Origin of the sequence: uncultured Chloroflexus sp., from assembly GCF_937129525.1 — a bacterium.
Taxonomy (GTDB): domain Bacteria; phylum Chloroflexota; class Chloroflexia; order Chloroflexales; family Chloroflexaceae; genus Chloroflexus.
Genome location: NZ_CAKZNK010000067.1, coordinates 37,551 through 61,056 on the forward strand (window position 1 = coordinate 37,551; position 23,506 = coordinate 61,056).

A 23,506-nucleotide genomic window follows, 5' to 3' on the forward strand; every position below is an offset into this window, starting at 1 on the left:
CACCTGATAGCGAAGGAAGCATCAAGCCTACGCTCCCCACTCTCTGGCCAGCGCACCGGTATCACCCCCCAACAGATGGCGCGTGGCCGGCGCGTGATTGGCCGGCATTGTCCGTAAAGCCACGGCCAGTGCAGCCAGATCGGTCGGGTACATGATCCGAAACCAGAGTGGCACCTGTACTACCTGCAACCCACGCTGCTGCAACCGGCGCAACCAGGGCAACAACTCACCCGGCGTCAGCGGGAGCTGCGCCATCAGCGCCGGTTGGCGCGCGCCCAAGATATACCAGCTCCCTCGATCGCACGGCCCCACGACCAGATCGGCGCCCAGATCTAACAGAGTCAACGTATCACGGAGCCGAGCCTCAGGAAGGTGAGGCGTGTCGCCGCTAATGATGACAACCGGTTCAGTTGCCATCTCGGCGACAATGTGCGCGGTTGCAGTGACCTGTGCAGTAGCGCCGGTTACTCGCATGACCAACGCCTGTAGATCGCTCAGAAATGCGTTTGACCACCAGCCGGCTTCAATCCCAAACGTCTCCCGCAGAGCATTGGCTCGCTCAAAGATAAGGGTTGTGCGCTGCATGCGCTGCTCCATCTACACCTGCGTGAAATCACGCCTATTATAGAACGTCGTATACATCTTGTTGGCGCGAAAACCATCGATAGAGTTAAAAATTCGATGAATCTTTTCGGTTCAGAACTGTCACATAATGAAGCAATCATCACCGAAGGTTGTTTGAGTTTCATCTGCAGAGCTGACCTGCTGCTTCTATACTGAACAGAGCAGGCTCATATGTTTCCTGCATACAGCCAAGGAGGCAGCAATGGGATCACGGCGGGTAACGCTTGATGGCAATGAGGCGGTCGCCAATGTTGCCTATCAACTGAGTGAAGTGATAGCGATATATCCGATTACGCCTTCAACCCCAATGGGCGAGCAGGCTGATGCGATGGCTGCCGCAGGTAAGCCTAATTTGTGGGGCGTGACGCCAACCGTTTACGAGATGCAATCTGAGGGCGGCGCTGCCGGTGCGTTGCACGGCGCGATGCAAACCGGCGCTTTGACCACCACCTTCACCGCCTCACAAGGGTTGTTGCTCATGATTCCAAACCTGTTTAAGATGGCTGCCGAGCTGGCACCCGGCGTCTTCCATGTCGCCGCTCGCGCCGTCGCAACCCAGGGTCTCTCGATCTTTGGCGATCAGTCGGATGTTATGGCCGTGCGGATGACGGGGGTCGGTATGCTGGCGTCGGCGTCGGTGCAAGAGGCCCAAGACCTTGCCCTGATCGCGCACTCCAGTTCGTTAGCCGGGAAACTGCCGGTTGTCCATTTCTTCGACGGTTTCCGCACTTCGCACGAGGTTAATTCAATCATCCTGCTCGAAGAGAGCGAGATCCGCGCGCTGATTAAAGACGAATGGGTACACGAGCAGCGCGCCCACGCACTCTCACCCGAACACCCGGTGATTCGCGGCACGGCGCAGAATCCAGATGTTGCATTCCAGGCCCGCGAGCGCATCCAACCGATTATCGACGCCTTCCCCGGTGTTGTGCAAACCCAAATGGATCGCTTTGCCGAAATCACCGGTCGCCAATATCACTTGTTTGACTACTTCGGCGCGCCAGATGCCGAGCGCGTGATCGTCATCATGGGTTCGGGTGGTGAAACGGCTCGCGAGACGGCGTTGTATCTCAATCAGCAGGGCGAGAAAGTGGGTGTTGTCATGGTACGACTCTTCCGTCCCTTTGCTGCTGACGCCTTCCGCGCCGTGTTGCCCGCTACCGTAAAGGCTATTGCCGTGCTTGACCGCACGAAAGAACCAGGCGCCTCAGGTGAACCGCTGTTCCTTGACGTGGTCAACGCGCTGTGTGGTCAGCCGATTACGATCATCGGCGGTCGCTACGGTCTCTCGTCGAAGGAATTTACGCCGGGTATGGCCGCTGCTGTCTTTGCCGAGCTGACCAAACCGCAACCCAAAGAGCGCTTTACCGTCGGTATTACCGACGACGTGAGCCATAGCAGTCTGAGTTACGATCCCGACCTCTGCATCGATCCCCCTGGCACAGTGCGTTGCGTCTTCTGGGGTCTGGGATCAGATGGCACGGTTGGCGCCAACAAAAACAGTATCAAGATTATCGGTGACAGTAGCGAAGGTGAAGCCGAACGCTACGCTCAGGGTTATTTCGTTTATGACTCAAAGAAGTCGGGATCGGTCACCATCTCACACTTGCGTTTTGGCCCCTCGCCGCTGGCCACGCCGTATCTGATTGGCAAAGGTCAGGCCCAGTTTGTCGCCTGTCACCAGTTTAGCTTCCTTGAGCGCTTCGATGTCTTGCAATACGCCGCGCCCAACGGTGTCTTCCTGCTGAATAGTCCATATGGCCCTGATCAGGTCTGGCATCAATTGCCATCCGTTGTGCAGCGCAAGATCCGCGAACTCAATCTACGTTTCTATGTGATCGATGCCACTGCTGTCGCCAACGAAGTCGGCATGCGCGGTCGCATCAACACGGTTATGCAGACATGCTTCTTCGCGATCAGTGGTGTGCTTCCGCGTGAAGATGCCATCGCCGCAATCAAGCAATCGATCAAGAAGACGTATGGCCGGCGCGGTGAGGCCGTGGTCAAACAGAATTGGGCCGCAGTTGACCGCACACTTGATCGCCTCTATGAAGTGCCGATCCCGCCACCGAGCGAAGATAACGGCTTGCCGATGCGTCCGCCGGTGTCACCTAACGCGCCGGAGTTCGCGCGCGATGTACTCGGCATGATGATCGCAGGGCGTGGTGATGAGTTGCCGGTCAGCGCCATCCCGCTTGATGGCTCATTCCCCACCGGTACTACAAAGTGGGAAAAGCGCAACATTGCGCTTGAGATTCCGATCTGGGATGCAGGTATCTGTATCCAGTGTAATAAGTGTGTGTTCGTCTGCCCGCATGCCACCATTCGCGCCAAGGTCTACCCCGAAACGGCGCTGGAAGGAGCGCCCGAAGGCTTCCAGAGCGCGCCGGCACGCTTTAAAGAGTTTCCTGGTCAGCGCTACACACTGCAAGTAGCGCCGGAAGACTGCACTGGTTGCGGTCTCTGCGTTGAAGCCTGTCCGGTCAAAGACAAGCGAGCCGTAGGCCGCAAGGCCATCAACATGCATCCTCAACCGCCTGTCCGTGCCCGCGAAGCCACCTACTGGGACTTCTTCCTCAGTCTGCCCGAGGTTGACCGCGCGCTTATCCCCGCTGGCAGCGTCAAGCACACCCAGTTGTACGTGCCGTTGATGGAGTTTTCAGGCGCCTGCGCCGGTTGTGGTGAGACGCCCTATCTCAAGCTGCTCAGTCAACTCTTCGGGGATCGCGCCATTATTGCGAACGCCACCGGCTGCTCATCGATCTATGGCGGTAACCTGCCTACCACGCCGTGGACAACCAATGCCGAAGGACGCGGGCCGGCCTGGTGTAACTCACTCTTCGAAGACAACGCGGAATTCGGCCTTGGTATGCGGTTGAGCATCGATCAGCAACTGAGCCATGCCCGCATGCTGCTCAACCAGCTCCGCCCTATGTTAGGCGCTGAGTTTGTCGAAGATCTGCTCAACGCCGATCAACAAAGCGAAGCCGGCATCCGCGAACAGCGCGAGCGGGTAGCCATCCTCAAGCAACGATTGCGCGAATTGCTGGCCGACAACCCGCCTGAAGCAGCTCTGCTCCGCGACCTGCTGGCGCTGGCCGATGTGCTGATCAAGCGCAGTGTCTGGATCGTCGGCGGTGACGGCTGGGCCTACGATATTGGCTTTGGCGGCCTTGACCATGTGTTTGCCTCAGGCCGCGATGTCAACATCCTTGTTCTCGACACTGAAGTCTACTCGAATACCGGTGGCCAGGCCAGCAAATCTACCCCGACCGGGGCCGTAGCCAAATTTGCTGCTGGCGGCAAAGGTGGGGTGAAGAAAGACCTCGCGCAGATTGCAATGACCTATGGCGATGTCTACGTGGCGCGGGTTGCCTTCGGCGCCGATGATGTTCAGACCCTACGGGCGTTCCAGGAAGCCGAAGCTTATCCGGGTGTCTCACTGATTATCGCCTACAGCCACTGCATCGCTCACGGCTACGATTTGCGTCGCGGTCTCGAACAACAACGGCTGGCCGTTGAGACCGGTATCTGGCCGCTCTACCGCTACAACCCGTCGATCCACGAAGGCTCGCCGCTGAGCATCGATTCGAAAGCGCCGAGCCTCGACCCCGAAGTTTATGTGCGTGGTGAGGGCCGCTTCCAGATGCTGCAACAAGCTAACCCGGCCCGCTACGAGCAACTGTTGAACAGTCTGCGCCGTCAGGTTGCTTTGAAATGGGCGCATTTGCAATGGATGGCGAACGAGCTAGTTGCCGAGACAAAGGAGGGGCTACGATGATCGATCTGAGCACTACCTATTTGGGAATGCGGCTGCGATCACCACTGGTCGCTGCCGCTTCCCCGATCAGTCGCAACGTCGAACTTGCCCTCCAGCTCGAAGAGGCCGGCCTGGGCGCGATTGTGATGTACTCGCTGTTCGAAGAACAGATCATCCAGACCAGTCTCGAATTGGATCGCATGCTGAGCCACGGGGCTGAGAGCTTTGCCGAAGCGCTCAGCTACCTGCCCGAACACGGAGTCTATAATGTCGGCCCTGAACGCTACCTGGAACAGGTAGCTGCGCTGAAAAAAGCGCTCAATATCCCGGTCATCGGCAGCCTGAACGGCGTCTCGGCTGGCGGCTGGGTGCATTATGCCCGCCTCATTCAGGAAGCGGGTGCCGATGCGCTCGAACTTAACATCTATTTCGTGCCGGTCGATGCCAACATCACCAGTAGCCAGCTCGAAGACATTTATGTCGAGCTGGTCAAGGCGGTGCGCGCCGAAATCAGCATCCCGCTGGCCGTCAAGATCGGCCCCTACTTCACCGCGCTCCCCAACTTTGCGTGGCGGCTGATGGAGGCGGGAGCGAATGCGCTGGTTCTCTTCAACCAATTTTACCAGCCCGATCTCGATCTCGAGCAGCTCGTTGTGCGGCCAAACCTGCAACTGAGCACATCTGCCGAACTCCGTTTGCCGCTGCGCTGGATTGCGCTGCTGTACGGACGCATCCCGATCGAATTTGCCATCAGCAGTGGCGTTCACAGCGCTATCGATGCGCTGAAAGGATTGATGGCCGGCGCGAGGGTAGCGACGCTAGCCTCGGCGCTCCTGCGTGGTCGCGCACCCGATGTGTTGCGCAGAATGCTGCATGACATGGAGCTATGGTTGACTGAACACGAATACGAATCGGTTACGCAGTTGCAGGGTAGTATGAGTCAGCGCGCTGTTGCCGAACCGGCTGCCTTCGAACGAGCAAACTACATCCGGGTGCTGGAAGATTATCGGCCACCTTACGCGCTCGGTAGCCATACCGATCTCACCGGTCGAATGTTGTACCCCTTCCTCGGTGATGAAATGTAGCCAACCGACCGGCAGCCATTGAGTCTGCGCTAACGCCACGTATGGTTGTTCATACGTGGCGTTGCGTTTCGTCAACAACAGTGAACATTTCTTTACTTGTCACCCGGTCAGATTAAGGTATACTTAAAATAACTTCCCAACCAAATTTTTATTCTATAAATGTTAGGTTTTTACATTGGTATTTTTATTTTTTATTGATCAGTTTTCTGATCATTTTATTATGTTTTGTCCTGAATTTCAATACTCAAGGAGGAGATGTATGCGCAAAATCTGGCTCTTGCTGATCGTGATCGCGCTGATGGTCGTTCCATTGACCGCTTGCAGTCGTCGTCCAACTCCTGTTACTGAGATCGATATGGTGTTGACCGACTATGTCTTTGAGCCGAAAGAAATGATTATTCCGCCTGGTCAAACCATCACGCTCAATATTACGAACAAGGGCGCAGTAGTGCATGAATTCGTTATTATGAAATATGGTACGACTATTGGAGAAAGTTTTGGTGATGAAGATGAAGAGAATATCTATTGGGAAGTTGAAGTTGAACCCGGCCAAACAATGACGGTAACGTTCACCTCGCCCGAACAGCCCGGCCAGTATCAATTTGTCTGTGGCATTGAAGGTCACTACACCGCCGGCATGGCCGGTACATTGCAGGTAGTGACCCCATAAGAAAACATGAAGGGCGCGGCGCGCCGTGCCCTTCATGTCCATCATTCCTCATTCCACCGCATCAGCAGGCGCTCGAGTATGCCTCTACCCGCGCCGGGATCAATCTGCCGCGGCCACCCGCTCCTTCGCAACTACTGTCAACCCAAGCCGTTCGCGCAACGGTTGCCGCGGACGCACATAATTGCGCACTTCGCTGGCAATAATTTCGGCGGTCATGCGCAACTGAGCCAGCCATGGCGCCGGCGCCATTTGCTTGTGCATGTAACTATCAAACGTCAAGCGCTGCACATCGTGATTGCGGCACATTTCGGTAAAGACTTCCATCTGCCGCTCGTTACCATAACCCCAGATCTGCAAAAAGCGCAGGAAACGATACATTGTCCCGTACTGCCGCCACCAGCGCCGTTCGTACTGGCGCAAATTGGCAGCGACAGGCACATCGAGATATTCGGCTAGAGTCTGCGCTGCCATCTGACCGCTCTTCATTGCCCAGTAGATCCCCTCGCCAGAAGTATGCACCACCAGCCCCGCCGCATCCCCTATCAGCATGGCGCGGTCAAACGCCATATGTGGACGCGGTTCCATCGGGAGTGCGTGCGCTTCGCGCAGGATGACCTGTCCACCCTCAAGCGCATCACCCAATCGCCGCTTGAGATTGGCCAGCAACTGCTTGGCTGCCGCGCCATGACCAGGACCGGCGCCAATCCCAACCGCAATGTGATCACGTTTCGGAAAGGCCCAGGCGTAGAGATCAGGGCTGACTTCGTGGCCGAGGTACAAATCAGCCGTCTCTTCCCAACGCGCCATCTTCGCCGACGGCAGTTTGATCCGCTCTTGCACAGCCACAGCCCGCGGCAAATTCGGCAAACCGAGAAACTTCGCGGTCGGTGAGTAGGCGCCATCGGCTCCGATCACCACGTCAGCCCACACCGACCCCTCATGACCGGTTGGCGCGCGGTAGGTCGCCACGACGCCCCGTCGATCAACCCGCAAACCGGTCAACTGAGCGTGGATTAATTCAGCGCCACGTTCCTGAGCGCGCTGGCGCAGGAAACTATCAAATACCTCGCGCCGCACCATTGCCACATAATCATCATCGCTGGGCACAGTTCCGGCCACAGGCACGCGGGTCTCTTGACCAGAAGGCGACACGATCAGACACTGACGCACTTTGCGGTCGATCAGGCTGGTTGGTAGATCGAACTCACGGAAGGCCGCTGGCGGCACGGCACCGCCACACGGCTTGGCCTTAGTCAGCTCCTTCTCGATCATGATTGTCTCGATGCCGAGCGACCGCAGCGTAATCGCTGCGGTCGCCCCACCCACCGACGCGCCAACGATCAATACTCGTGGTGCCATGCAGTTCACACCTCTAGGGGCGTATGCCCATCAAGCCGCCAAACCAATTGCCGCCGCCAGCATACCCCAGACGTAGAGCATGATTGCGGTGGCATTGAAGAAGACCTCATTATTCTCTGGATCGCGAATGAAACGAGCGTTTGGAATACTTTGGGCTGCCAGCAAGAGGAAGACGACCGTTGCTGCAATCGGATGCCCCCAATGGAAGAGCAGGCCAATCACTGCGATCTGCGCGACCCCCATGGTGATCACCACCATGCGCGCTGCCAGCACCTTGCCGTACTGCACCGGGATGGAACGAATACCCATGAGCGTATCGCCACGGATACTCTTAAAATCGTTGACGGTCATAATACCGTGTGCGCCGAGCGAGTAGAGCAACGCCAGAGTCACGCTCTCGCCGGTCAGAGGGGCAAAAGCCGCATGCCCGGCCATCCACGCCAACCCCTCGTAAGAAATTGCTACCAGCGCGTTGCCGACCCAACCATTGCGTTTGCCGCGGATCGGGCGCAGGCTGTAGGCGAGCGCAAAAACCAGACCGAGGGCGACAAAGAACGCCACCTGCCGACCGAGGAAAAGGGCGATACTCGCGCCGATCCAGGTCAAAATCGCCGTCAATAGATAGACATGCCGCAGTGACACACGTCCCGAAGGGATCAACCGGTGCGGCTCATTAATCGCATCAACTTCGCGGTCGGCGTAATCGTTCACCACCTGTGACAGGCCACACAACACCGGGCCGGCCATAAACATACCGAGCAGCAGGCGTCCAATCGACTCATTCCACCCCAACGCGCCACTGGCAATTGCGCCACACATGAACGCCCAGGTCGGCGCAAACCAGGTGACCGGCTTCATAAGCTGAATGGAATGAACAAACCACGCAAATCGCGGTTTGGGCTGATCAGTTAGCGGCAACGATGGCGGTGAGGTCAAGCCGGTTCGGTCGCTCATGTCGCTCATAGTGTGGTTCTCTCTATACAAAATCGCCGCGCCGACGAGAGAATGTTGCAAATACGGAATGACCGACCAGTGTTCAATCACTCCTGATCGCCACCGGTAACATCGCCGCGCCTGCGCGACTGTGCTTCAAACGGGTGTAACCAGCAGCGGGGGTGTGGTAAACACCCCCGCTACACTTGCGTCAGCGTCCGCGGATCTGAGGTGGCAACACAACCACGCCAGCATCACCGCCGGGAATATCGGCCTGATTGATCGAGCTGAGCGGAATGTTGTTGCCCTGATGACAGGTATAGCAACCGGGCACATTGTAGATCTGGCCATCGCCCAGGCGCTGGTATGAATAGCGACTGGCGGCATCGCGTCCGGTGGGAACTTCAGGCTTTGCAATCGCGCCGTAACGCGGCCAGTTCTCGGCCAACCAGGTGGTCAGCAAGAGCATGCGCTGCGCCTTGAGCTTATTGTAAGCATAAGCGGGGTTGAGCACATTATCGCCGGCAGGATTAAGCTCGTAAGCCACAAAGTTGCGCGAGTTGTGGCAGAAGGTGCAGCCCACGCCGAGCGACCAGGCCTGATAGTTCATCACATTCTGATTGATCGTGACCTGATCCTGCGTGCGACCACCATCGTAGGTCAGCGCCAGTGAACCGCGTCCGCTCTCAGGATCGCTGGGATCGAACGGTTTCCAGACCTGATAGTTGTAAATGTAGAAGAGGATCGCATCTTTGAGCATCACCTGCTCGCGGATCGCTTCTGGTTTCTGCGCCGGATCAAGGATTGCCTGACCGTTGGCATCAAGCGGATCAACCGTCACCTTGATCGGAGGAATTGAGTTAATAAACTGAGCGCCAAAGCTCTCAAGATTGTTGGGCGCGTTGTTGTGGCAAGTGGCGCACTGCACGTAATTCCCCTTCCAGGCGGGCAGATTGACAATAAATTCGGCATTCACATCCCGCACCAGACGGAGCATATTGCGCGCAGCAATCTTTTGGGGATATTCATCGCTAGCGAAGTTGTTGATATTGTGGCAATATTGACAACCAACCCCGAGCGCGCCAGAGACGTATTGCTGCATGTACGTCCAGATTTGCGCTGAACTCATGCCCACCAGCACCTGCACGTTGACCGTGTTGGGGAATTGCTGAATCCATGCCTGTCCGGCCTGCACGCCTTCATTCCACGCCTGCGTACCCATCCAGTTTTGTCGGCCATCAGTGGGAATAACCGGAGGTGACTCTGTAATAACCTTGATGCCGTCGCTAGGGCTCCAGCGAGCGCCAGCCGTTTGCGCTGCCTCCCGTTGCGCGCGGCCCAATGTAAGATCGTAGACCCACCAGAAGGTGGCTGTGGTAATAACCGCGACAATAATTCCCACCGCCACCGAGACAACGATCGCCAATTGCCGATCACTTGGTCGTGACGATTGCATGGGTCTCTCCTGCTCCAGATCGGCTGCCCGACGATGCCGGCGCCGATGTAAACGTGAGATCGCGGCGGAAGGGCTACGCCGCCCCTGACAGTCTGACTGACCTTAAGTATACACGAATTGGTTTATCAGGTCAATTTTTTATCTATGTGCAAAAAGCGTAGCTTCCCTACCGCTTGCGAACAACAACCGCCAGCAGAGACGCTGCTGGCGGTTGCCGTCTCACGCGAGCCGTGGTCGGCCCGCCATCGGTCAGATTCCGAACAGCGCACGCGCCGTGCTCAACAGCAGAGCGCCACCCGAATCCGACAGCCAGTTGTACTCGGGGCTGCTCAGCACGATGAAGTGAATGAGCAGCGCAACCACGAAACCAAGAATGGTAAAAATGACGATATTCGTCCGCACCGGGCTGCGAGGCTGCATGAATTGTCCCTCCTCACATCATTATACATCAGGATTTAGGGAAGCCACGGTTTCCACAAATAGACCAGCAAGTGCGCGATGGCTGCAATGACGCCGAAGCCGTAGAACGACTTCACTACGATGTCGTGCAGCAGCCAGTCTTGATTGTTAAACAGCGGACGCCATTTCGGTGGAACCAGATCGTCGTCGTCGCGCATGGGCGAACCTCCACTCTTCTGCTACCAACAAGACCTCCATCGACACCCGGCTAGTCTCCTCCAGCGCTTCCGCTACCCTCTGCGCCCTTCAGCGGCGTTGGTTGAAGACTATGCAACAGTGGTGTGTTGCCTAAATTATATAGAAGTCAATGAAAAATGTCAATCCGTTGCTTTTAAGAAAAAAGACAATTGCAGGTTGCGATTCTTCCCATCGATTATGGCGCGCTTCCTTCCTGCGACTGACGACAAAGACCTGATCGGTGGGTATACTGCAACAGCGATATTTGTCTTGTCAGGAGTTGCTATGTCTCATTTGCGCCTGCTGGTACCTTATCTTCAGCGCTATCGCCGCCGTCTGCTGCTCGGTCTGCTGGTAGCTGCCCTGGGCGCAGCAATCAGCGCACTTGGTCCATTGGTGTTACGCATCGCGGTTGATGAGATTGCCGCCGGCACAATTGACCTGGCCCGGTTGTTCTGGTTTGGGGGCGCGCTGATCGGCCTCGCCTTGATCGACGGCACAATGAAGTTCGCCCAGCGTATGCTGATCGCTGTAACTTCGTATCGGATCGAAAACGATCTGCGCGCCGATCTGTTTGACCGCCTGCTCAGCCTCGACCAGGCCTTTTATCAGCAAAACTATACCGGTGACCTGATGGCGCGGATGACCAATGACCTGAGTGCCGCGCGTCAGTTTCTGGGGCCTGGCCTCAACGGGGCGGCAACGGCGTTGCTCACCTTTATCAGCGCCACGGTATTGATGGTCTTTGTTGATTGGTTCCTGGCCCTGATTGTCGTCTTACTGTTGCCGATGGCAACTATTGTGTTCATCGCCATCGGTAGTCGTATGCGTCAGATCTTTCATCGCGTGCAAGACCAGTTTGGTGTGCTCTCGACTCGCGCGCAAGAGAATTTTAGCGGGATTCGCACCATCAAGGCTTTTGCGCAGGAAGAGGATGAGATTGCGGTCTTCACCGCAGATAACGAACGGTACCGCGATTTGAATTTGCGTTATGTGCTTCTCTCCGGCGCGCTTTGGCCGGCAATGACGCTCTGTCTGGGTCTGATTGCGGCGTTGATTCTCCTGGTGGGTGGGCGGATGGTTGCCGCAGGTGAGCTGACGATCGGCGAGCTGGTTCAGTTCAACGCTTATCTGGCCCTGCTGGCCTTCCCGATGATCATGTTGGGCTGGATGGTCAATCTGTATCAGCAGGCCACTGCCTCACTCCAGCGGATTAACGAGATCTTTCTCCGCCAGCCTGCCATTGCTTCACCGACCGTTCCACAGCAACCTGCCCGCCAGGGTGCTGTGGAATTTCGCAACGTTGGCGCGCGAGCCAATACGACCGATCACCGCTGGATCTTGCAAGATGTGTCATTTCATCTCCCAGCCGGAAAAACCCTGGCCATCGTCGGCGCAACCGGCGCCGGCAAGACAACCCTGGTCAATTTGCTGGGTCGGGTGCGCGATCCCGATGTCGGTCAAGTGCTGATTGATGGGGTAGACGCGCGCGAGTTGGATCTTGCCGCTTTGCGCAGAATGATCGGGTATGTGCCGCAAGAAAGTTTTCTGTTCAGCATTCCACTGCGCGAGAATATTGGCTTCGGTGTTGCAACCATCGATCCCGACCGTCTCAACCACGTTATCGAGGTGTCGCGCCTTGTCAACGATCTCGATCAGTTCCCCGGCGGTCTGGAGACAATGGTCGGCGAACGCGGCGTTACGCTTTCGGGCGGGCAAAAGCAACGAGTAGCAATTGCCCGTGCCCTTATGCGCGATCCCCAGATTTTGATTCTCGATGATGCGCTCAGCAGTGTTGACACCCACACTGCCGCTCAGATTCTCAGTGGTCTGCGCGCTGAAATGGCGCATCGCACAACAATCATTATTGCCCAGCGTATCGCCACTGTGCGCGATGCTGATCAGATTATCGTGCTCGACGAGGGCCGGATTGTCGAACAGGGTTCTCACCAGGATCTGTTGGCCCGCAATGGGCGCTACGCGGCGATGTACCGCCGGGAATTGCTCGCTGCCGAACTAGAACGAGAAGAATCGGATTAACCGTCTGCCATCAGGCAGAAATTATCGACATCGTCTTGTGTAGCAACTGTATGAATTGGAGCCACCGATGGCACATGGATTTGATGACGATACCATTCTTGGCAAGGCATATGACGGCAGACTAGTGCGCCGTCTGGCCGGCTATGTTACTCCGTACTGGGGCCGACTGAGCATCGCCGTCATCCTTTTGATCGGCGCTATCCTCACCGATCTATTGCCGCCACTCCTCGTTCAGCGCGCTATCGACGGCCCGATCAGCGCCGGCGCAGTCGATGGCATCTGGCCCTACTTTGTTGCTTTTCTCGGCACGTTGCTGGCCAATTTCCTCTTTCGCTATAGTCATTCGTACTTCATCAACAGCGTCGGTCAACAGGTGATGAAGGATCTGCGGGTGGCGATTTTCCGCCATATCCAGCATATGAGTCTGTCGTTCTTCAACCGCAATCCGGTTGGACGACTAATTACCCGCATCACCAATGATGTTGACGCGCTCAACGAGTTTCTTACCCAGGGCGTCGTCATGATCGTGGCCGATCTGCTGACGTTGATCGGGATCATTGTGGTAATGTTTGCGCTCAACTGGCGGTTAGCCCTGATCAGTATCGCTACGTTGCCGGCGCTAAGCCTGATCGTTGCGATCTACCAGCGTTTTATGCGCGCAGCCTATCGATTGGTGCGACAACGACTGGCCCGCATCAACGCCTTCCTGAGCGAACAAATCAGTGGCATCCTGGTCACGCAGCTCTTTAATAGCGAAGACCGCAGCCGCGTGACGTTTGCGCGTCTCAGCGACGACTACATGCAGGCCAATATTCGCTCGGTATTGATTTTCGCCATCTTCATCCCGTCGGTTAACCTGCTGGCTGCCATCGGCACTGCGGCATTGCTCTGGGGAGGTGGCAATGGCGTGCTCGCCGGTTGGGCATCACTCGGTATGCTGGCCGCGTTTATCCAGTATCTTGAGCGAGCCTTTCAACCGATTCGCAACCTCGCCGAGCGTTACACCGTGCTACAATCGGCGATGGCCTCTGCTGAACGCATTTTTGCCGTGCTCGATACCGAGGCTGAAGTGCGCGATCCAGAACAACCGCGTCGCTTGCCGACACCGGTTCGCGGCGAAATTGAGCTCCAGAACGTGGTGTTTGGTTACAATCCGGCTGAGCCGGTGCTGCGCGGAATCAGTCTGCGCATTCCTGCCGGGCAGTCGGTGGCGATTGTTGGCGCAACCGGCGCCGGCAAGAGTTCACTGGTGGGGTTGCTGGCCCGTTTCTACGATGTGCAGGCCGGTAGTATTACGCTTGATGGCATCGATATTCGCGAACTGTCTCAGGCCGAACTACGCCGCCATATTGCCGCCGTGCCGCAAGATCCGGTCTGCTTTAGCGGGACGATTGCCAGCAACATCCGTCTGCACAACGCCGCCATCAGCGACGAACAGGTGCGCGCTGCCGCCGAACTGGTCGGCGCTCACCGCTTTATCGAGCAGCTTCCAGGCGGTTACAATCACGAGGTGCGCGAGCGCGGCGCCAATTTATCGATTGGTCAACGCCAGTTGTTGGCCTTTGCCCGCGCTATTGCGTTCAACCCGGAGGTGTTACTCATCCTCGATGAAGCGACAAGCAGTGTTGACACCGAAACCGAGGCACTGATTCAGGAAGCGCTGGCGCGCCTGATGCGCAATCGCACCAGCATCATTATTGCTCACCGCCTGAGCACGATTCGCCATGTTGATCGGATCATTGTGCTCCACAAAGGGCGGGTCGTGGAAGATGGTAGCCACGACGAGCTGCTGGCGCGGCGCGGGTACTACTACCGGCTATATCAATTGCAGTTTGCCGAGGTGAATTAACGATTGAAAACGCGCGCGCTTACCGACATGGGATCACCGTACATGCGCGTGTTCGCGCCGATCCTGTTCGATCAGGAACGTGTAATCACGTCCGCTCTCAGCGACGCGGAATTGCTACGGTAAAAGCGCTGCCTTCACCGGGCGCACTACGCAACGCGATCTGGCCACCGTGCGCCTCAACGATATGGCGCACAATCGCCAGACCGAGGCCACTCCCAGGAGTGCCGCGCGCCAGTGAATGATCCACCTGATAGAAGGGGAGAAAGATCTTTTCGTGCTCAGACGGGGCGATCCCGATACCGGTATCTTCTACCCGAATAATGAGCCGGGTCGGCTCATCACGCGCGATGAGCCGCACCTTCCCGCCTGCCCGGGTATACTGAAAGGCGTTGTCGAGCAAATTGCGCACCATGTGCTCAAACGCCGACCGGTCAACCTCAATCGGCTGAATGTCAGAAAGCACCGTTTCAAAGTGCAACTGCGTTTGCGCAGCTCGCTCACGAGCCGCCGCAATCAGAGGGCGCAGCACATCAAGCGGTTGGATCGGCACAAAGTTGAGCGAGCGACTCCGCACTTCTTGAAAGTAGAGCAAGTTATTCAACTGACGGGCCAGGATCTCGCCGCTGCGTCGCATCACCTGAATAGCCTCTTCCTGCTGCGGATTGAGTGGGCCAAGCATGCCGCGATCAAACAGTTCCAGATAACCCAGCAGTGAGGTCAGGGGAGTGCGTAATTCATGCGAAAGTGTGGCGAGGAACTGGTCCTTCATGCGGTCGAGATCTTGCAGTTGCGCATTGGCAATGGTCAATTCGCGCACCCGCGCCTCGAGGCGTTCAACCAGCTTCTGATTGTACGAGCGGAGCAATTCTGTCTCCAGCGGCGCGGGTATTCGCTCGCGTCGGCCCTCGATAAATTCAGCAATTTGCGCGGGCAATGCGCGCGCATCGATTGGCTTGCTCAGATACCCATCACACCCTGCCACCAGCGCGCGCTCGCGCGATCCCGGTGAAGCGTCCGCTGTCAAAGCAATAATCGGCACATTGTGCAGATGCGGTAATGATCGAAGGCGGGTCGTTGTTTCATACCCATCGAGACCGGGAATACCGAGGTCAACCAGCACTAGCGCCGGTTGAGTCGTGCGGGCAAGCGCCAGACCACTCGGCCCATCTTCAGCGATCACCACCTGATACCCACGCGCCGAAAGCACGCGCTGGACCAGGCGCTGGTTATCGAGATTATCTTCAATGTACAGGATTTGTGATGGCTGGCTCATGGCGTGACAACATTGGCATCCACCGACATAGCAAGCAGTGCAGATTGAGCAACTGGAACGGTAAAGGTAAATGTTGAGCCGATGCCCGGCGTACTGTCAACCCAGATCCTTCCACCCTGTGCCAGCACCAGTTTGCGAGTGATTGCCAGCCCCAAACCGGTGCCACCGAGACGTGAACGCCGACCGTGGATTTGCACAAACTCGCCGAAAATGTCTTGTTGCCGTTCGAGCGGGATACCGATACCGGTATCTGACACACTTACTGCCACGTACCGCCCGATTTTACCATCGGCATCAACTTCATCATACAACTGTGCGCTTACGGTAATAGTACCACGTTCCGTGAACTTGATTGCATTCGAGAGCAAGTTAAAGAGGATCTGGCGCAGGCGATCGCTATCAGCAGCAACCACCGGCAAAGCTTCCGGCAACGCCATCCGCAGCATTACCGGACGATTGCGCAACAGTGATTGCACGGTATCACACACTTCGCTCGCGATGAGATGCAGATTCACCTCTTCAATCTCAAGATTCAGATGACCGGCTTCGATTCGGGCCAGATCGAGCAATTCGTTAATAAGGTGGAGCAAGAAGCGGCCATTGCGATTGATACTCTGCACATCTTCGCGCTGTGTGGGAGTCAATGGCTGATCGGTATCATCGAGCAAAACGGTTGAGAAGCCGATAATTGCATTCAGCGGGGTGCGCAGCTCGTGGCTGATACTGGCGAGAAAATCGCTCTTGCGGCGATCGGCCAACTGTGCCCGCTCAAGCGCGGCGCGCAGCTCTTCCGTGCGCTGAGCTACTTGCTGCTCCAGTTCGTTGTAGAGCTGCACGTTCTCGATAGTCAACCCAACCATACTGGCAAACATCAGCAATTGAGCGGCATCGCGGGCCTGTACCGGACGCTGGCTCAGCTTGTAATCAGCCGAGAGAATGCCGATCACGACATCGTTGCGCCCAAAGATTGGCGCCTGGACGAAAGAACGGCTGGCTGAAACCGCCTGTTTCGCCTTATCTACCAGAGGATGCTCCCAGGGATTATCGACAATGATCGCTTTTCGGCTGCGCACCACGTCCGCTTCGACACTGCTGCCATCAAGCCGCAGTGGTGTAGTGTTGGCCACGGCGAGAAACTGCTGAGCCTGCAACTCGTTGCCCGGCCCAAACGACGCGCTAACTGCGCGCAATACCTCGCCATCGACCAGATAGAGCACAGCGCGATCAAACCCGAGACGTTCACATACGATCTTGGGAATAGTTTCAAGCAATACCGGCCACGAGAGAATGCTCTTCAACTCATTCGAAACTGTATTAAGAGTGGCCAGTTGACGGGAATTTTCTTCCAGCTCGAAAATCTTGCTCTGCAACGTGTCGGTCATACGGTTGAAAGCATCAACCAGTTGCCCGATCTCATCACTGCCAGCCGCAGGCAAGCGCTGCGTTAAATCGCCACCGGCGACGGCCTGCACACCCTCCCGCAATACGCTGATCCGGTTGGTAAATGATAGCGAGAGCAAGATACCGAGCATGCTGATCGAAACAATGATCATCAGCAAGACCGCCACAAGCTGGTTCCACAACCGGCTCTGACTTTCGCTCAGACGCTGACCGGTGGCAATTGCCGGCGCATCAATTTCATTGGCCGGAATAACCAGCGCCACGCTCCAGCCGGCAGTGGTAATCGGCGCATACGCTACATAACTGGACTGTTCCTGGGCTTGGATCAACTGCACACCCGCCTCGCGCGCAACCATCCTGGCGGCCACGGCGCGTAATTCGGCGTTGTCAGTTTCCAGCAGGTTTTCGGTGCGGTAGGGTTGATCCCAGCGTCCTTCAACCTGCATATTCGGGCGCACAACAACATCGCCATTGGCATTAATCAGCAGTGCATAGCCGCTCGAACCGACACCAACGGTCAGCAGGTCTTGCTGGATCGTTTCGAGCAAGAGATCGAACGCCACCACACCGATAAATCGACCTTGACCGTCGTAGAGTGGACTGGCACAGGTGGTAGCCAGCAGACCGGTATTGGCATCGACGTAGGGTTCAGTCCATACCGTAACGCCGGCATCGCGCGCTTTGGTGTACCAGGGACGCACACGCGGATCAAATGCTTCAAGTGTCAACAACTGGTCGATGACCGCCTCGTTGTCAAAGGCTATCACGCCACCTGATTCCAGGGCAATATAGCCGATATTGACCAGGGGGTTACGCTCGACCAACTGGCGCAGAATCGGGATGAACTGACGCACAAACGCAGCTTCACCCGCATAGGCGCGCAACAGTTCATTGGTCGGACGCGGCGCGATCCACACACGTTCGCTGCCAGGCACTGACGCCGGAACACCATACCGTTCGATCGCATAACCTGCCACTGCCTCAACCTGTTGCTGCACGCCGATCAGGGCGGCATCGTAGAACTGAGCCTTGTCGCTGGCGCGTTGCAGCAGACTCGCCGTTGCTTGCTGACGCAACGAGGCAGTGCCCTCGGCCACTGTCGTTTCGCGGGCAATATTCAAACTGCTCAGTCCGAGCCAACCGATGAGGATCAAGGGCGGCAAAGCGAGACCGAGCAGCAGTAACAGGATTTTGAGTTGAATGCTCGAGCGAATAGCGTTCATAAAATGCTGGCTGCTACGACGGTGAGATTTCACATTCCCGGCATGTCATTTAACTTTATGTATGGTAGCAGAAGTTGGCTCAATCAGCAATTAGCCCTGGATGACGGATGGCTTACAGGGCGCAACAACGTGGCGTTCCATCGAGATCGAGAATCTGGCTTATGCGCGCAGGCTACACCCGATTCCAATTGCGCTCATCATTACGACCTCTGTCATCAATCCGTCACCGTCTTTTATCAATATTACGACAGTCTATCGTTAAACTCATAGGGAAGACAAGCCATTTATTCGCCGAGGTGTACGATGCATACCTGTGTTCGTCTTATTATCGTTGTCGGCATCCTCTGGGCGATGATCCTGCCGTTAGAGTCGGTTCCGGCGGCGCCGGCCATGCTGGCCGATGGCCGGCCTGATGATCAGATTTTCGTTACCGATCCGACTGCAACGTCAATCAATACCCAGGCATTGCTGGTGAGGCCAAACGGTTATCTCACGCCACCCACCCGGGCGCCACGCCCATTTACGCATCTCCTTGCGCGCTGGTCAGCCGATCCCGATGTGCCAGCAGCGCTAACAGTGCGCGTAAGCAACGATGGAGTAAGCTGGAGTGAATGGACGGCTATCAACGAGGATGAAGAATTATGGCAACCGGGCGATAGCCTCGATCTACACTGGAGCGATATTCTCTTTACCGGTTATGATCAACGCTGGTATCAGGTACAGATCGAAATTGCCGATCCAACCGCATTGCGTTCGGTGCAGATTAGTACCGTTGACAGCCGATTTGGCCCGGCCTGGCCAGAAGCAGATCAGGTTGCCACATTAACCGGTGTTGCCCGACCACCGGTGATCAGTCGCACCGCCTGGGGCAATCCGCACGGTCAGACCAGTCCGCAAGCGCCACCGGCATATTATCCGGTGCGGCATCTGGTGATCCATCACACGGCAACCTCAAACACTCTGGCCGGCAATCAAACCTGGGCCGATGTCGTGCGCTCGATCTGGTCATTCCATACCTATTCGCGTGAGTGGGGCGACATTGGCTACAACTACCTGATCGATCCCAATGGCGTGATCTACGAAGGACGAGCCGGTGGCGACGATGTAGTTGGCTTTCACGATACGGCCAATTACGGCTCGATGGGGGTTGCGCTGATCGGCACGTATAGCGCCACCGATCCAACAGAAGAGGCCATTAATTCACTGGTGGCGCTGCTGGCCTGGAAGGCCGATCAGAAACGCATCGATCCGCTAGGGCGCAGCTTCTACTACGGATGTTCCATCTCGCGTTACTGCTCGCCTTTTAATCCCGGAGCAGTCGTTGACCATATCAGCGGTCACCGTCAGGTTACTCCCGGCCACACCACCTGCCCTGGTGATCGACTGTTTACCATGCTGCCACAGATCCGGCAGCGCGTGCAATCACGGCTCGCCGGAGAAAGCCAGCCTGATAACGGCGATCTCGTCGTCGAGGAGCGCGAGAGTAGTTTCACTCGCAGCAATGCCAGATGGTATCAAGCCAGTTGCGGCTATGGCGGTAGCGCAATCTATACCTTTGCAACCGATCAGCAGGCTGAAAGCACCAATTGGGCGACCTGGCGACCAACATTACCAACAGCCGGCGTCTACCGGGTGCTTGTTCACATTCCAGACAACTGTACCGGCCTTAATCCGAGCCGACAGGCTAAATACCGGATCACTACTGCCAGCGGCGAAGTTGTGCGCGTGGTCGATCAGAGTAGTCAGGCGGGCTGGATTGATCTCGGCACTTACAACTTTGCCGTTGCAACAGCCGGTATTACGCTATCTGATTTGACCGGCGAGCCTTTGAATGCGCAACGCGCTGTATTGTTCGATGCGGCGCAATGGCAGCCAATCGATACTGCCAATCAGCGCCTTGAACTGGTTGCGGTTGAGTATGGCGCAACCACGATTGCCGCCGGCGAAGTGTTACCGGTACGTTTCACCGTGCGCAACGTCGGCACCGTCCCGATTTACGGTCAGGACCCCATCGGCGGGAGTGTGTTTGACCTGAATGCCGGCACATTCGAGCGTGATGGATATGTCTACGATGAAGGTGAATGCTTTCTTGGCGCGAGTGGTCAGAGTTACCCAACCTTCCCGAAAGAGGCAGGACGATTCCGGGTGATGCTAGGGCCGGTCGAACGAAGCGTCACCTGCGCAGGAGCCACCGGCGGCTATCCGTGGCGATGGGGCATTAGTGGCCGGCTCGATCCCGGCCAGACCCAAACGATTATCGGCTATGTGCGTTTTCGCATACCGGGCGTCGTCACCTTGCGCGCCGGCGCAATTCACGAATACGTGGCCTATGTCGCCACTGAACAAGCCCAACAGCAGATAACGATCACGCCGGAGCGGCAATCGCCGCAACCAGCCCGCTATAATAGCCTCTTGCAGCCGCTGGCGATGGTGTATCGCCTGGCCAACATACCCGAACGATTACTGGCCCGCACCCAGAATCCACTCAGCGCGCGACGCGGTGAACTATTGGGAAGCTTTGTCTGGCAGGGTGAGTTACGTGAATGGGGCAGTGGCGGACCATTGCCGGGGCTTAGTGACCATTTCCTGATCGAACAGACGCGCACCTTTATCGCGCCGGTCAGCGGCGAATATACCTTTGAGCTGAGCAGTGATGATGGCGCCTGGCTATGGGTGAATGAGCGCCTCGTAGTAAGTAACGCCGGCATTCACCCGTTTACCACCGTCACGGGCACGATCTCGCTTACCGCCGGGTTGCACACACTTGCTATCAAGTACTTTGAACTGGAAGGCAGTGCAGCCGTTGGCTATCGCGTGAAAGAACCCGGCGCTAGCGATTTTGGTCTGGCGCGCGATGGCCTTGTCGAGGGCGAAGGGGTAGGACGGAGCTTCCGCACTCTGACTGGTCTACATCTGAGCGCATCGGATCTGGGTGGCGGCAGCGCCACATTGCGCTACTCGTGGGATGGGGAAACCTGGGTAACCACGACCGATAACAGGATCGAAATTGGCGCTTTGGCAGATGGCGATTACCATCTGCGTTATCAGGCCATCGACAGCAACGGCAATGAAGGAGAAATCATCTCGTTACAATTCCGGGTTGATGGAACAATGACAATCTACCAGAGCTTACTACCATTCATCGCGCGATAAATAAAGGCGCGGGCGCGGCAAAACTGCCGCGCCCGCCCCACGGGTGAATCTACGGATGACTCTCGCGCGCGTCGATTAACTTCGCCACCACTGGAGTCACCACTTCACGCACCTGATCGAGCGTCATCCCGCTCACCTTGAACGTTACTTCCGACAGCGCCGCCGTTTCGCCGGCAAAGGTGCCCAACGCGATAATATTGCCGCCACTGTTGGCGATAGCGGCAGTAAGTTTAGCCAGCGAGCCTGGCTCATCGGCCATGCTTACCGTCACCCGAATACCGGGACTGCGCGCGCCCATCAGCTCGAGAAAAATCTTGAACAGATCGGTCTCGGTAATAATTCCGACCAGCTCATTTCCGCGCATTACCGGCAAACCACCCACTCGCCGGTCAGCCATAATTCGGGCCGCTTCCTCAATCGGCGTATCAACGGTGACGGTGTAGACATTGCGGGTCATCACGCGCTCAACCGTCAGCTTACTCAGCAAATAATTTAATTCCCACACGCTCAGCGTCGTTGCCGGCGAAGGCGAGGCGTTGATCAGGTCTTTAAGCGAGACGATACCAACCAGTTGACCGTGAGAAACGACCGGAGCGCGCCGAATATGTTCGGTACGCATCAAGTGCATTGCATCATGAATGGACGTGTCTGGAGTAACCGTAATTGGGGGATGCGACATGCGCTCGCCAACAAACATAACGCTACCTCCCTAACGCCTCGTCGCGAGCAGCGCCTTCGCTGCTCTTCATAATTCAACTATACCACGAGGCTATGCGCCAGGCGGTAAATGAGTAACAACTTTCACGTGTATGTTAAAATCTGATTGAGAGGCTTGCTCGAGCATACACATCACCAGTCTTGTTCGGTACCGGATAAAGAACAGGAACTGGCAACCATTACCAGAACTAAACATCCACAAAATGATCACCACTGATACTACTGCCCTGACTATCCAGCGCCTCAGCCGTCGATATGGATCGCTCATTGCGGTACGCGATGTCAACCTTGAACTGGAAGCAGGTAAATTTATGGCCTTGCTTGGGCCGTCAGGTTGCGGCAAAACCACGTTATTGCGCCTGATTGCCGGCTTCGAGCAACCCGACAACGGCGTCATCATGATCGGAGGTCGCACGGTGGTAGGGCCATGCGGCGCCGGTATTCCCCCCGAACAACGCCGGGTGGGCATGGTCTTTCAAGACTATGCGCTCTTCCCGCATTTGAGCGTGGCGCAAAATGTAGCGTATGGATTGCCGCGCAGCCCCGACCGTGAAGCGCGAGTTCAGGAGCTGCTGACGCTGGTCGGGTTAGCCGATGCCGGTCGGCGCATGCCGCATGAACTTTCAGGGGGGCAACAGCAGCGAGTTGCGCTGGCGCGCGCGCTGGCGCCACGTCCGGCGCTCATTCTGCTTGACGAACCTTTTTCAAACCTTGATGCCGGCTTGCGACTGGCAGTGCGGAATGAGGTGCGCCAGATTCTGCGCCGCGAAGGAGCAACGGCCCTGTTTGTGACTCACGATCAGGAAGAGGCCCTCAGCATCGCCGATCTGGTTGGCGTGATGATCGGCGGACAAATTGTCCAGGTTGCGCCACCGCGCGAATTGTACGAGCGTCCGGCCACGCGGGCTGTTGCTGCATTCGTCGGCGAGACCAATTTTGTCCCGGCTGAAGCTCATGGCAGCGTCGCGCAAAGCCCTCTCGGCCCATTGCCCTTGCTCACCCCGCATCACGGCCCGGTTCAGGTCATGATTCGACCGGAAGCGATTGAACTGACCGTTGATGAGGACTCGCCGCACCAGATTGTTGAACGCAACTACTTTGGCGCCAATGTGCGTTGCGATGTGCGACTGAGCGATGGGTCGTTGATCAGCGCGCGCCTCGCTCCCTGGCACGATGTGCCACCCGGTTCGCGAGTGCGGGTCAGCGCGCGCGGGCCACTGGTAGCCTTTGCTGACTAACCTTTGACGCGCCGCGCAATCGCGCTATCCTTGTCGCATTGACGCTTTGCAGCGTGAATGCTATCATCAGCGCAGTTCCGGGCGCCAGC

Annotated in this window: 17 protein-coding genes; 8 read left to right on the plus strand and 9 right to left on the minus strand. The window is 56.8% G+C overall.

Annotated elements, in window-relative coordinates:
* Positions 1–27 precede the first annotated feature (27 nt).
* Complete coding sequence (locus tag Q0650_RS07945; RefSeq protein WP_298817642.1) at positions 28–585, minus strand: DUF2064 domain-containing protein; 558 nt, start codon at positions 583–585, stop codon at positions 28–30.
* Positions 586–826: 241 nt separating this feature from the next.
* Here Q0650_RS07945 and nifJ point away from each other — a divergent pair, with 241 nt between their 5' ends.
* The 3 genes from nifJ to Q0650_RS07960 all read left to right on the plus strand — a co-directional run bounded on the left by nifJ (position 827) and on the right by Q0650_RS07960 (position 6,139).
* Positions 827–4,405, plus strand: coding sequence for a pyruvate:ferredoxin (flavodoxin) oxidoreductase (gene nifJ, locus Q0650_RS07950; protein ID WP_298817644.1), 3,579 nt, complete (start codon positions 827–829; stop codon positions 4,403–4,405).
* Positions 4,402–5,469 carry a dihydroorotate dehydrogenase-like protein gene (locus Q0650_RS07955; protein WP_298817647.1) on the plus strand — a complete coding sequence of 356 codons (1,068 nt, stop codon included), beginning with the start codon at positions 4,402–4,404 and terminating at the stop codon, positions 5,467–5,469. The genes nifJ and Q0650_RS07955 overlap by 4 nt, the downstream gene beginning before the upstream one ends.
* 259 nt (positions 5,470–5,728) lie before the next feature.
* Complete coding sequence (locus tag Q0650_RS07960; RefSeq protein WP_298817649.1) at positions 5,729–6,139, plus strand: cupredoxin domain-containing protein; 411 nt, start codon at positions 5,729–5,731, stop codon at positions 6,137–6,139.
* A gap of 99 nt (positions 6,140–6,238) precedes the next feature.
* Here Q0650_RS07960 and Q0650_RS07965 read toward each other — a convergent pair whose 3' ends face one another.
* The 5 genes from Q0650_RS07965 to pufB all read right to left on the minus strand — a co-directional run bounded on the left by Q0650_RS07965 (position 6,239) and on the right by pufB (position 10,504).
* Entirely contained in the window at positions 6,239–7,498 is a 1,260-nt protein-coding gene (locus Q0650_RS07965; RefSeq protein WP_298817651.1) for a geranylgeranyl diphosphate reductase, read from the minus strand.
* Positions 7,499–7,528: 30 nt separating this feature from the next.
* On the minus strand, positions 7,529–8,452 hold the full coding sequence (chlG, locus tag Q0650_RS07970) for a chlorophyll synthase ChlG (RefSeq protein WP_298817652.1): 924 nt from the start codon (positions 8,450–8,452) through the stop codon (positions 7,529–7,531).
* Between the two features lie 190 nt (positions 8,453–8,642).
* The gene (puf2C, locus tag Q0650_RS07975) at positions 8,643–9,887 is read right to left on the minus strand and encodes a cytochrome c-554 Puf2C (RefSeq protein ID WP_298817653.1); all 1,245 of its coding nucleotides are present in this window, start codon (positions 9,885–9,887) and stop codon (positions 8,643–8,645) included.
* A gap of 249 nt (positions 9,888–10,136) precedes the next feature.
* Complete coding sequence (pufA, locus tag Q0650_RS07980) at positions 10,137–10,307, minus strand: light-harvesting protein (RefSeq protein WP_015941356.1); 171 nt, start codon at positions 10,305–10,307, stop codon at positions 10,137–10,139.
* A 35-nt stretch (positions 10,308–10,342) separates the two neighbouring features.
* Positions 10,343–10,504, minus strand: a complete 162-nt coding sequence (pufB, locus tag Q0650_RS07985) for a light-harvesting antenna LH1, beta subunit (protein ID WP_012257957.1) — start codon at positions 10,502–10,504, stop codon at positions 10,343–10,345.
* Positions 10,505–10,808: 304 nt separating this feature from the next.
* On the opposite strand from pufB, the gene Q0650_RS07990 reads away from it, so the two are divergent.
* Both Q0650_RS07990 and Q0650_RS07995 read left to right on the plus strand, forming a co-directional pair.
* Positions 10,809–12,563 carry an ABC transporter ATP-binding protein gene (locus Q0650_RS07990; RefSeq protein WP_298817654.1) on the plus strand — a complete coding sequence of 585 codons (1,755 nt, stop codon included), beginning with the start codon at positions 10,809–10,811 and terminating at the stop codon, positions 12,561–12,563.
* 67 nt (positions 12,564–12,630) lie between these two features.
* Positions 12,631–14,412, plus strand: a complete 1,782-nt coding sequence (locus Q0650_RS07995; RefSeq protein WP_298817656.1) for an ABC transporter ATP-binding protein — start codon at positions 12,631–12,633, stop codon at positions 14,410–14,412.
* 97 nt (positions 14,413–14,509) lie between these two features.
* On the opposite strand, the gene Q0650_RS08000 is transcribed toward Q0650_RS07995, so the two are convergent.
* Both Q0650_RS08000 and Q0650_RS08005 read right to left on the minus strand, forming a co-directional pair.
* Positions 14,510–15,685: a hybrid sensor histidine kinase/response regulator gene (locus Q0650_RS08000; RefSeq protein WP_298817658.1), complete on the minus strand. Its 1,176-nt coding sequence runs from the start codon at positions 15,683–15,685 to the stop codon at positions 14,510–14,512.
* Positions 15,682–18,309, minus strand: coding sequence for a cache domain-containing protein (locus Q0650_RS08005; RefSeq protein ID WP_298817660.1), 2,628 nt, complete (start codon positions 18,307–18,309; stop codon positions 15,682–15,684). The genes Q0650_RS08000 and Q0650_RS08005 overlap by 4 nt, the downstream gene beginning before the upstream one ends.
* A 100-nt stretch (positions 18,310–18,409) precedes the next feature.
* On the opposite strand from Q0650_RS08005, the gene Q0650_RS08010 reads away from it, so the two are divergent.
* Positions 18,410–18,571, plus strand: coding sequence for a hypothetical protein (locus Q0650_RS08010; protein ID WP_298817662.1), 162 nt, complete (start codon positions 18,410–18,412; stop codon positions 18,569–18,571).
* Positions 18,572–18,612: 41 nt separating this feature from the next.
* Positions 18,613–21,462 (plus strand): N-acetylmuramoyl-L-alanine amidase, encoded by a 2,850-nt coding sequence (locus Q0650_RS08015; RefSeq protein ID WP_298817665.1) that lies wholly within the window; start codon positions 18,613–18,615, stop codon positions 21,460–21,462.
* 49 nt (positions 21,463–21,511) lie between these two features.
* On the opposite strand, the gene Q0650_RS08020 is transcribed toward Q0650_RS08015, so the two are convergent.
* A complete protein-coding gene (locus tag Q0650_RS08020) occupies positions 21,512–22,159 on the minus strand; it encodes a CBS and ACT domain-containing protein (RefSeq protein ID WP_298817667.1) in 648 nt (215 codons plus the stop codon).
* Between the two features lie 223 nt (positions 22,160–22,382).
* Between Q0650_RS08020 and Q0650_RS08025 the strand changes: the two genes are divergently transcribed.
* Positions 22,383–23,417, plus strand: a complete 1,035-nt coding sequence (locus tag Q0650_RS08025; protein WP_298817669.1) for an ABC transporter ATP-binding protein — start codon at positions 22,383–22,385, stop codon at positions 23,415–23,417.
* Positions 23,418–23,506 lie beyond the last annotated feature (89 nt).

What these genes read in the sequence shown, in the direction of transcription:
- Q0650_RS07945 (WP_298817642.1), bottom strand. Translation starts at nt 585, where the DNA reads ATGCAGCGCACAACCCTTATCTTTGAGCGAGCCAATGCTCTGCGGGAG.
- nifJ (WP_298817644.1), top strand. Translation starts at nt 827, where the DNA reads ATGGGATCACGGCGGGTAACGCTTGATGGCAATGAGGCGGTCGCCAAT.
- Q0650_RS07955 (WP_298817647.1), top strand. Translation starts at nt 4,402, where the DNA reads ATGATCGATCTGAGCACTACCTATTTGGGAATGCGGCTGCGATCACCA.
- Q0650_RS07960 (WP_298817649.1), top strand. Translation starts at nt 5,729, where the DNA reads ATGCGCAAAATCTGGCTCTTGCTGATCGTGATCGCGCTGATGGTCGTT.
- Q0650_RS07965 (WP_298817651.1), bottom strand. Translation starts at nt 7,498, where the DNA reads ATGGCACCACGAGTATTGATCGTTGGCGCGTCGGTGGGTGGGGCGACC.
- chlG (WP_298817652.1), bottom strand. Translation starts at nt 8,452, where the DNA reads ATGAGCGACCGAACCGGCTTGACCTCACCGCCATCGTTGCCGCTAACT.
- puf2C (WP_298817653.1), bottom strand. Translation starts at nt 9,887, where the DNA reads ATGCAATCGTCACGACCAAGTGATCGGCAATTGGCGATCGTTGTCTCG.
- pufA (WP_015941356.1), bottom strand. Translation starts at nt 10,307, where the DNA reads ATGCAGCCTCGCAGCCCGGTGCGGACGAATATCGTCATTTTTACCATT.
- pufB (WP_012257957.1), bottom strand. Translation starts at nt 10,504, where the DNA reads ATGCGCGACGACGACGATCTGGTTCCACCGAAATGGCGTCCGCTGTTT.
- Q0650_RS07990 (WP_298817654.1), top strand. Translation starts at nt 10,809, where the DNA reads ATGTCTCATTTGCGCCTGCTGGTACCTTATCTTCAGCGCTATCGCCGC.
- Q0650_RS07995 (WP_298817656.1), top strand. Translation starts at nt 12,631, where the DNA reads ATGGCACATGGATTTGATGACGATACCATTCTTGGCAAGGCATATGAC.
- Q0650_RS08000 (WP_298817658.1), bottom strand. Translation starts at nt 15,685, where the DNA reads ATGAGCCAGCCATCACAAATCCTGTACATTGAAGATAATCTCGATAAC.
- Q0650_RS08005 (WP_298817660.1), bottom strand. Translation starts at nt 18,309, where the DNA reads ATGAACGCTATTCGCTCGAGCATTCAACTCAAAATCCTGTTACTGCTG.
- Q0650_RS08010 (WP_298817662.1), top strand. Translation starts at nt 18,410, where the DNA reads ATGACGGATGGCTTACAGGGCGCAACAACGTGGCGTTCCATCGAGATC.
- Q0650_RS08015 (WP_298817665.1), top strand. Translation starts at nt 18,613, where the DNA reads ATGCATACCTGTGTTCGTCTTATTATCGTTGTCGGCATCCTCTGGGCG.
- Q0650_RS08020 (WP_298817667.1), bottom strand. Translation starts at nt 22,159, where the DNA reads ATGTTTGTTGGCGAGCGCATGTCGCATCCCCCAATTACGGTTACTCCA.
- Q0650_RS08025 (WP_298817669.1), top strand. Translation starts at nt 22,383, where the DNA reads ATGATCACCACTGATACTACTGCCCTGACTATCCAGCGCCTCAGCCGT.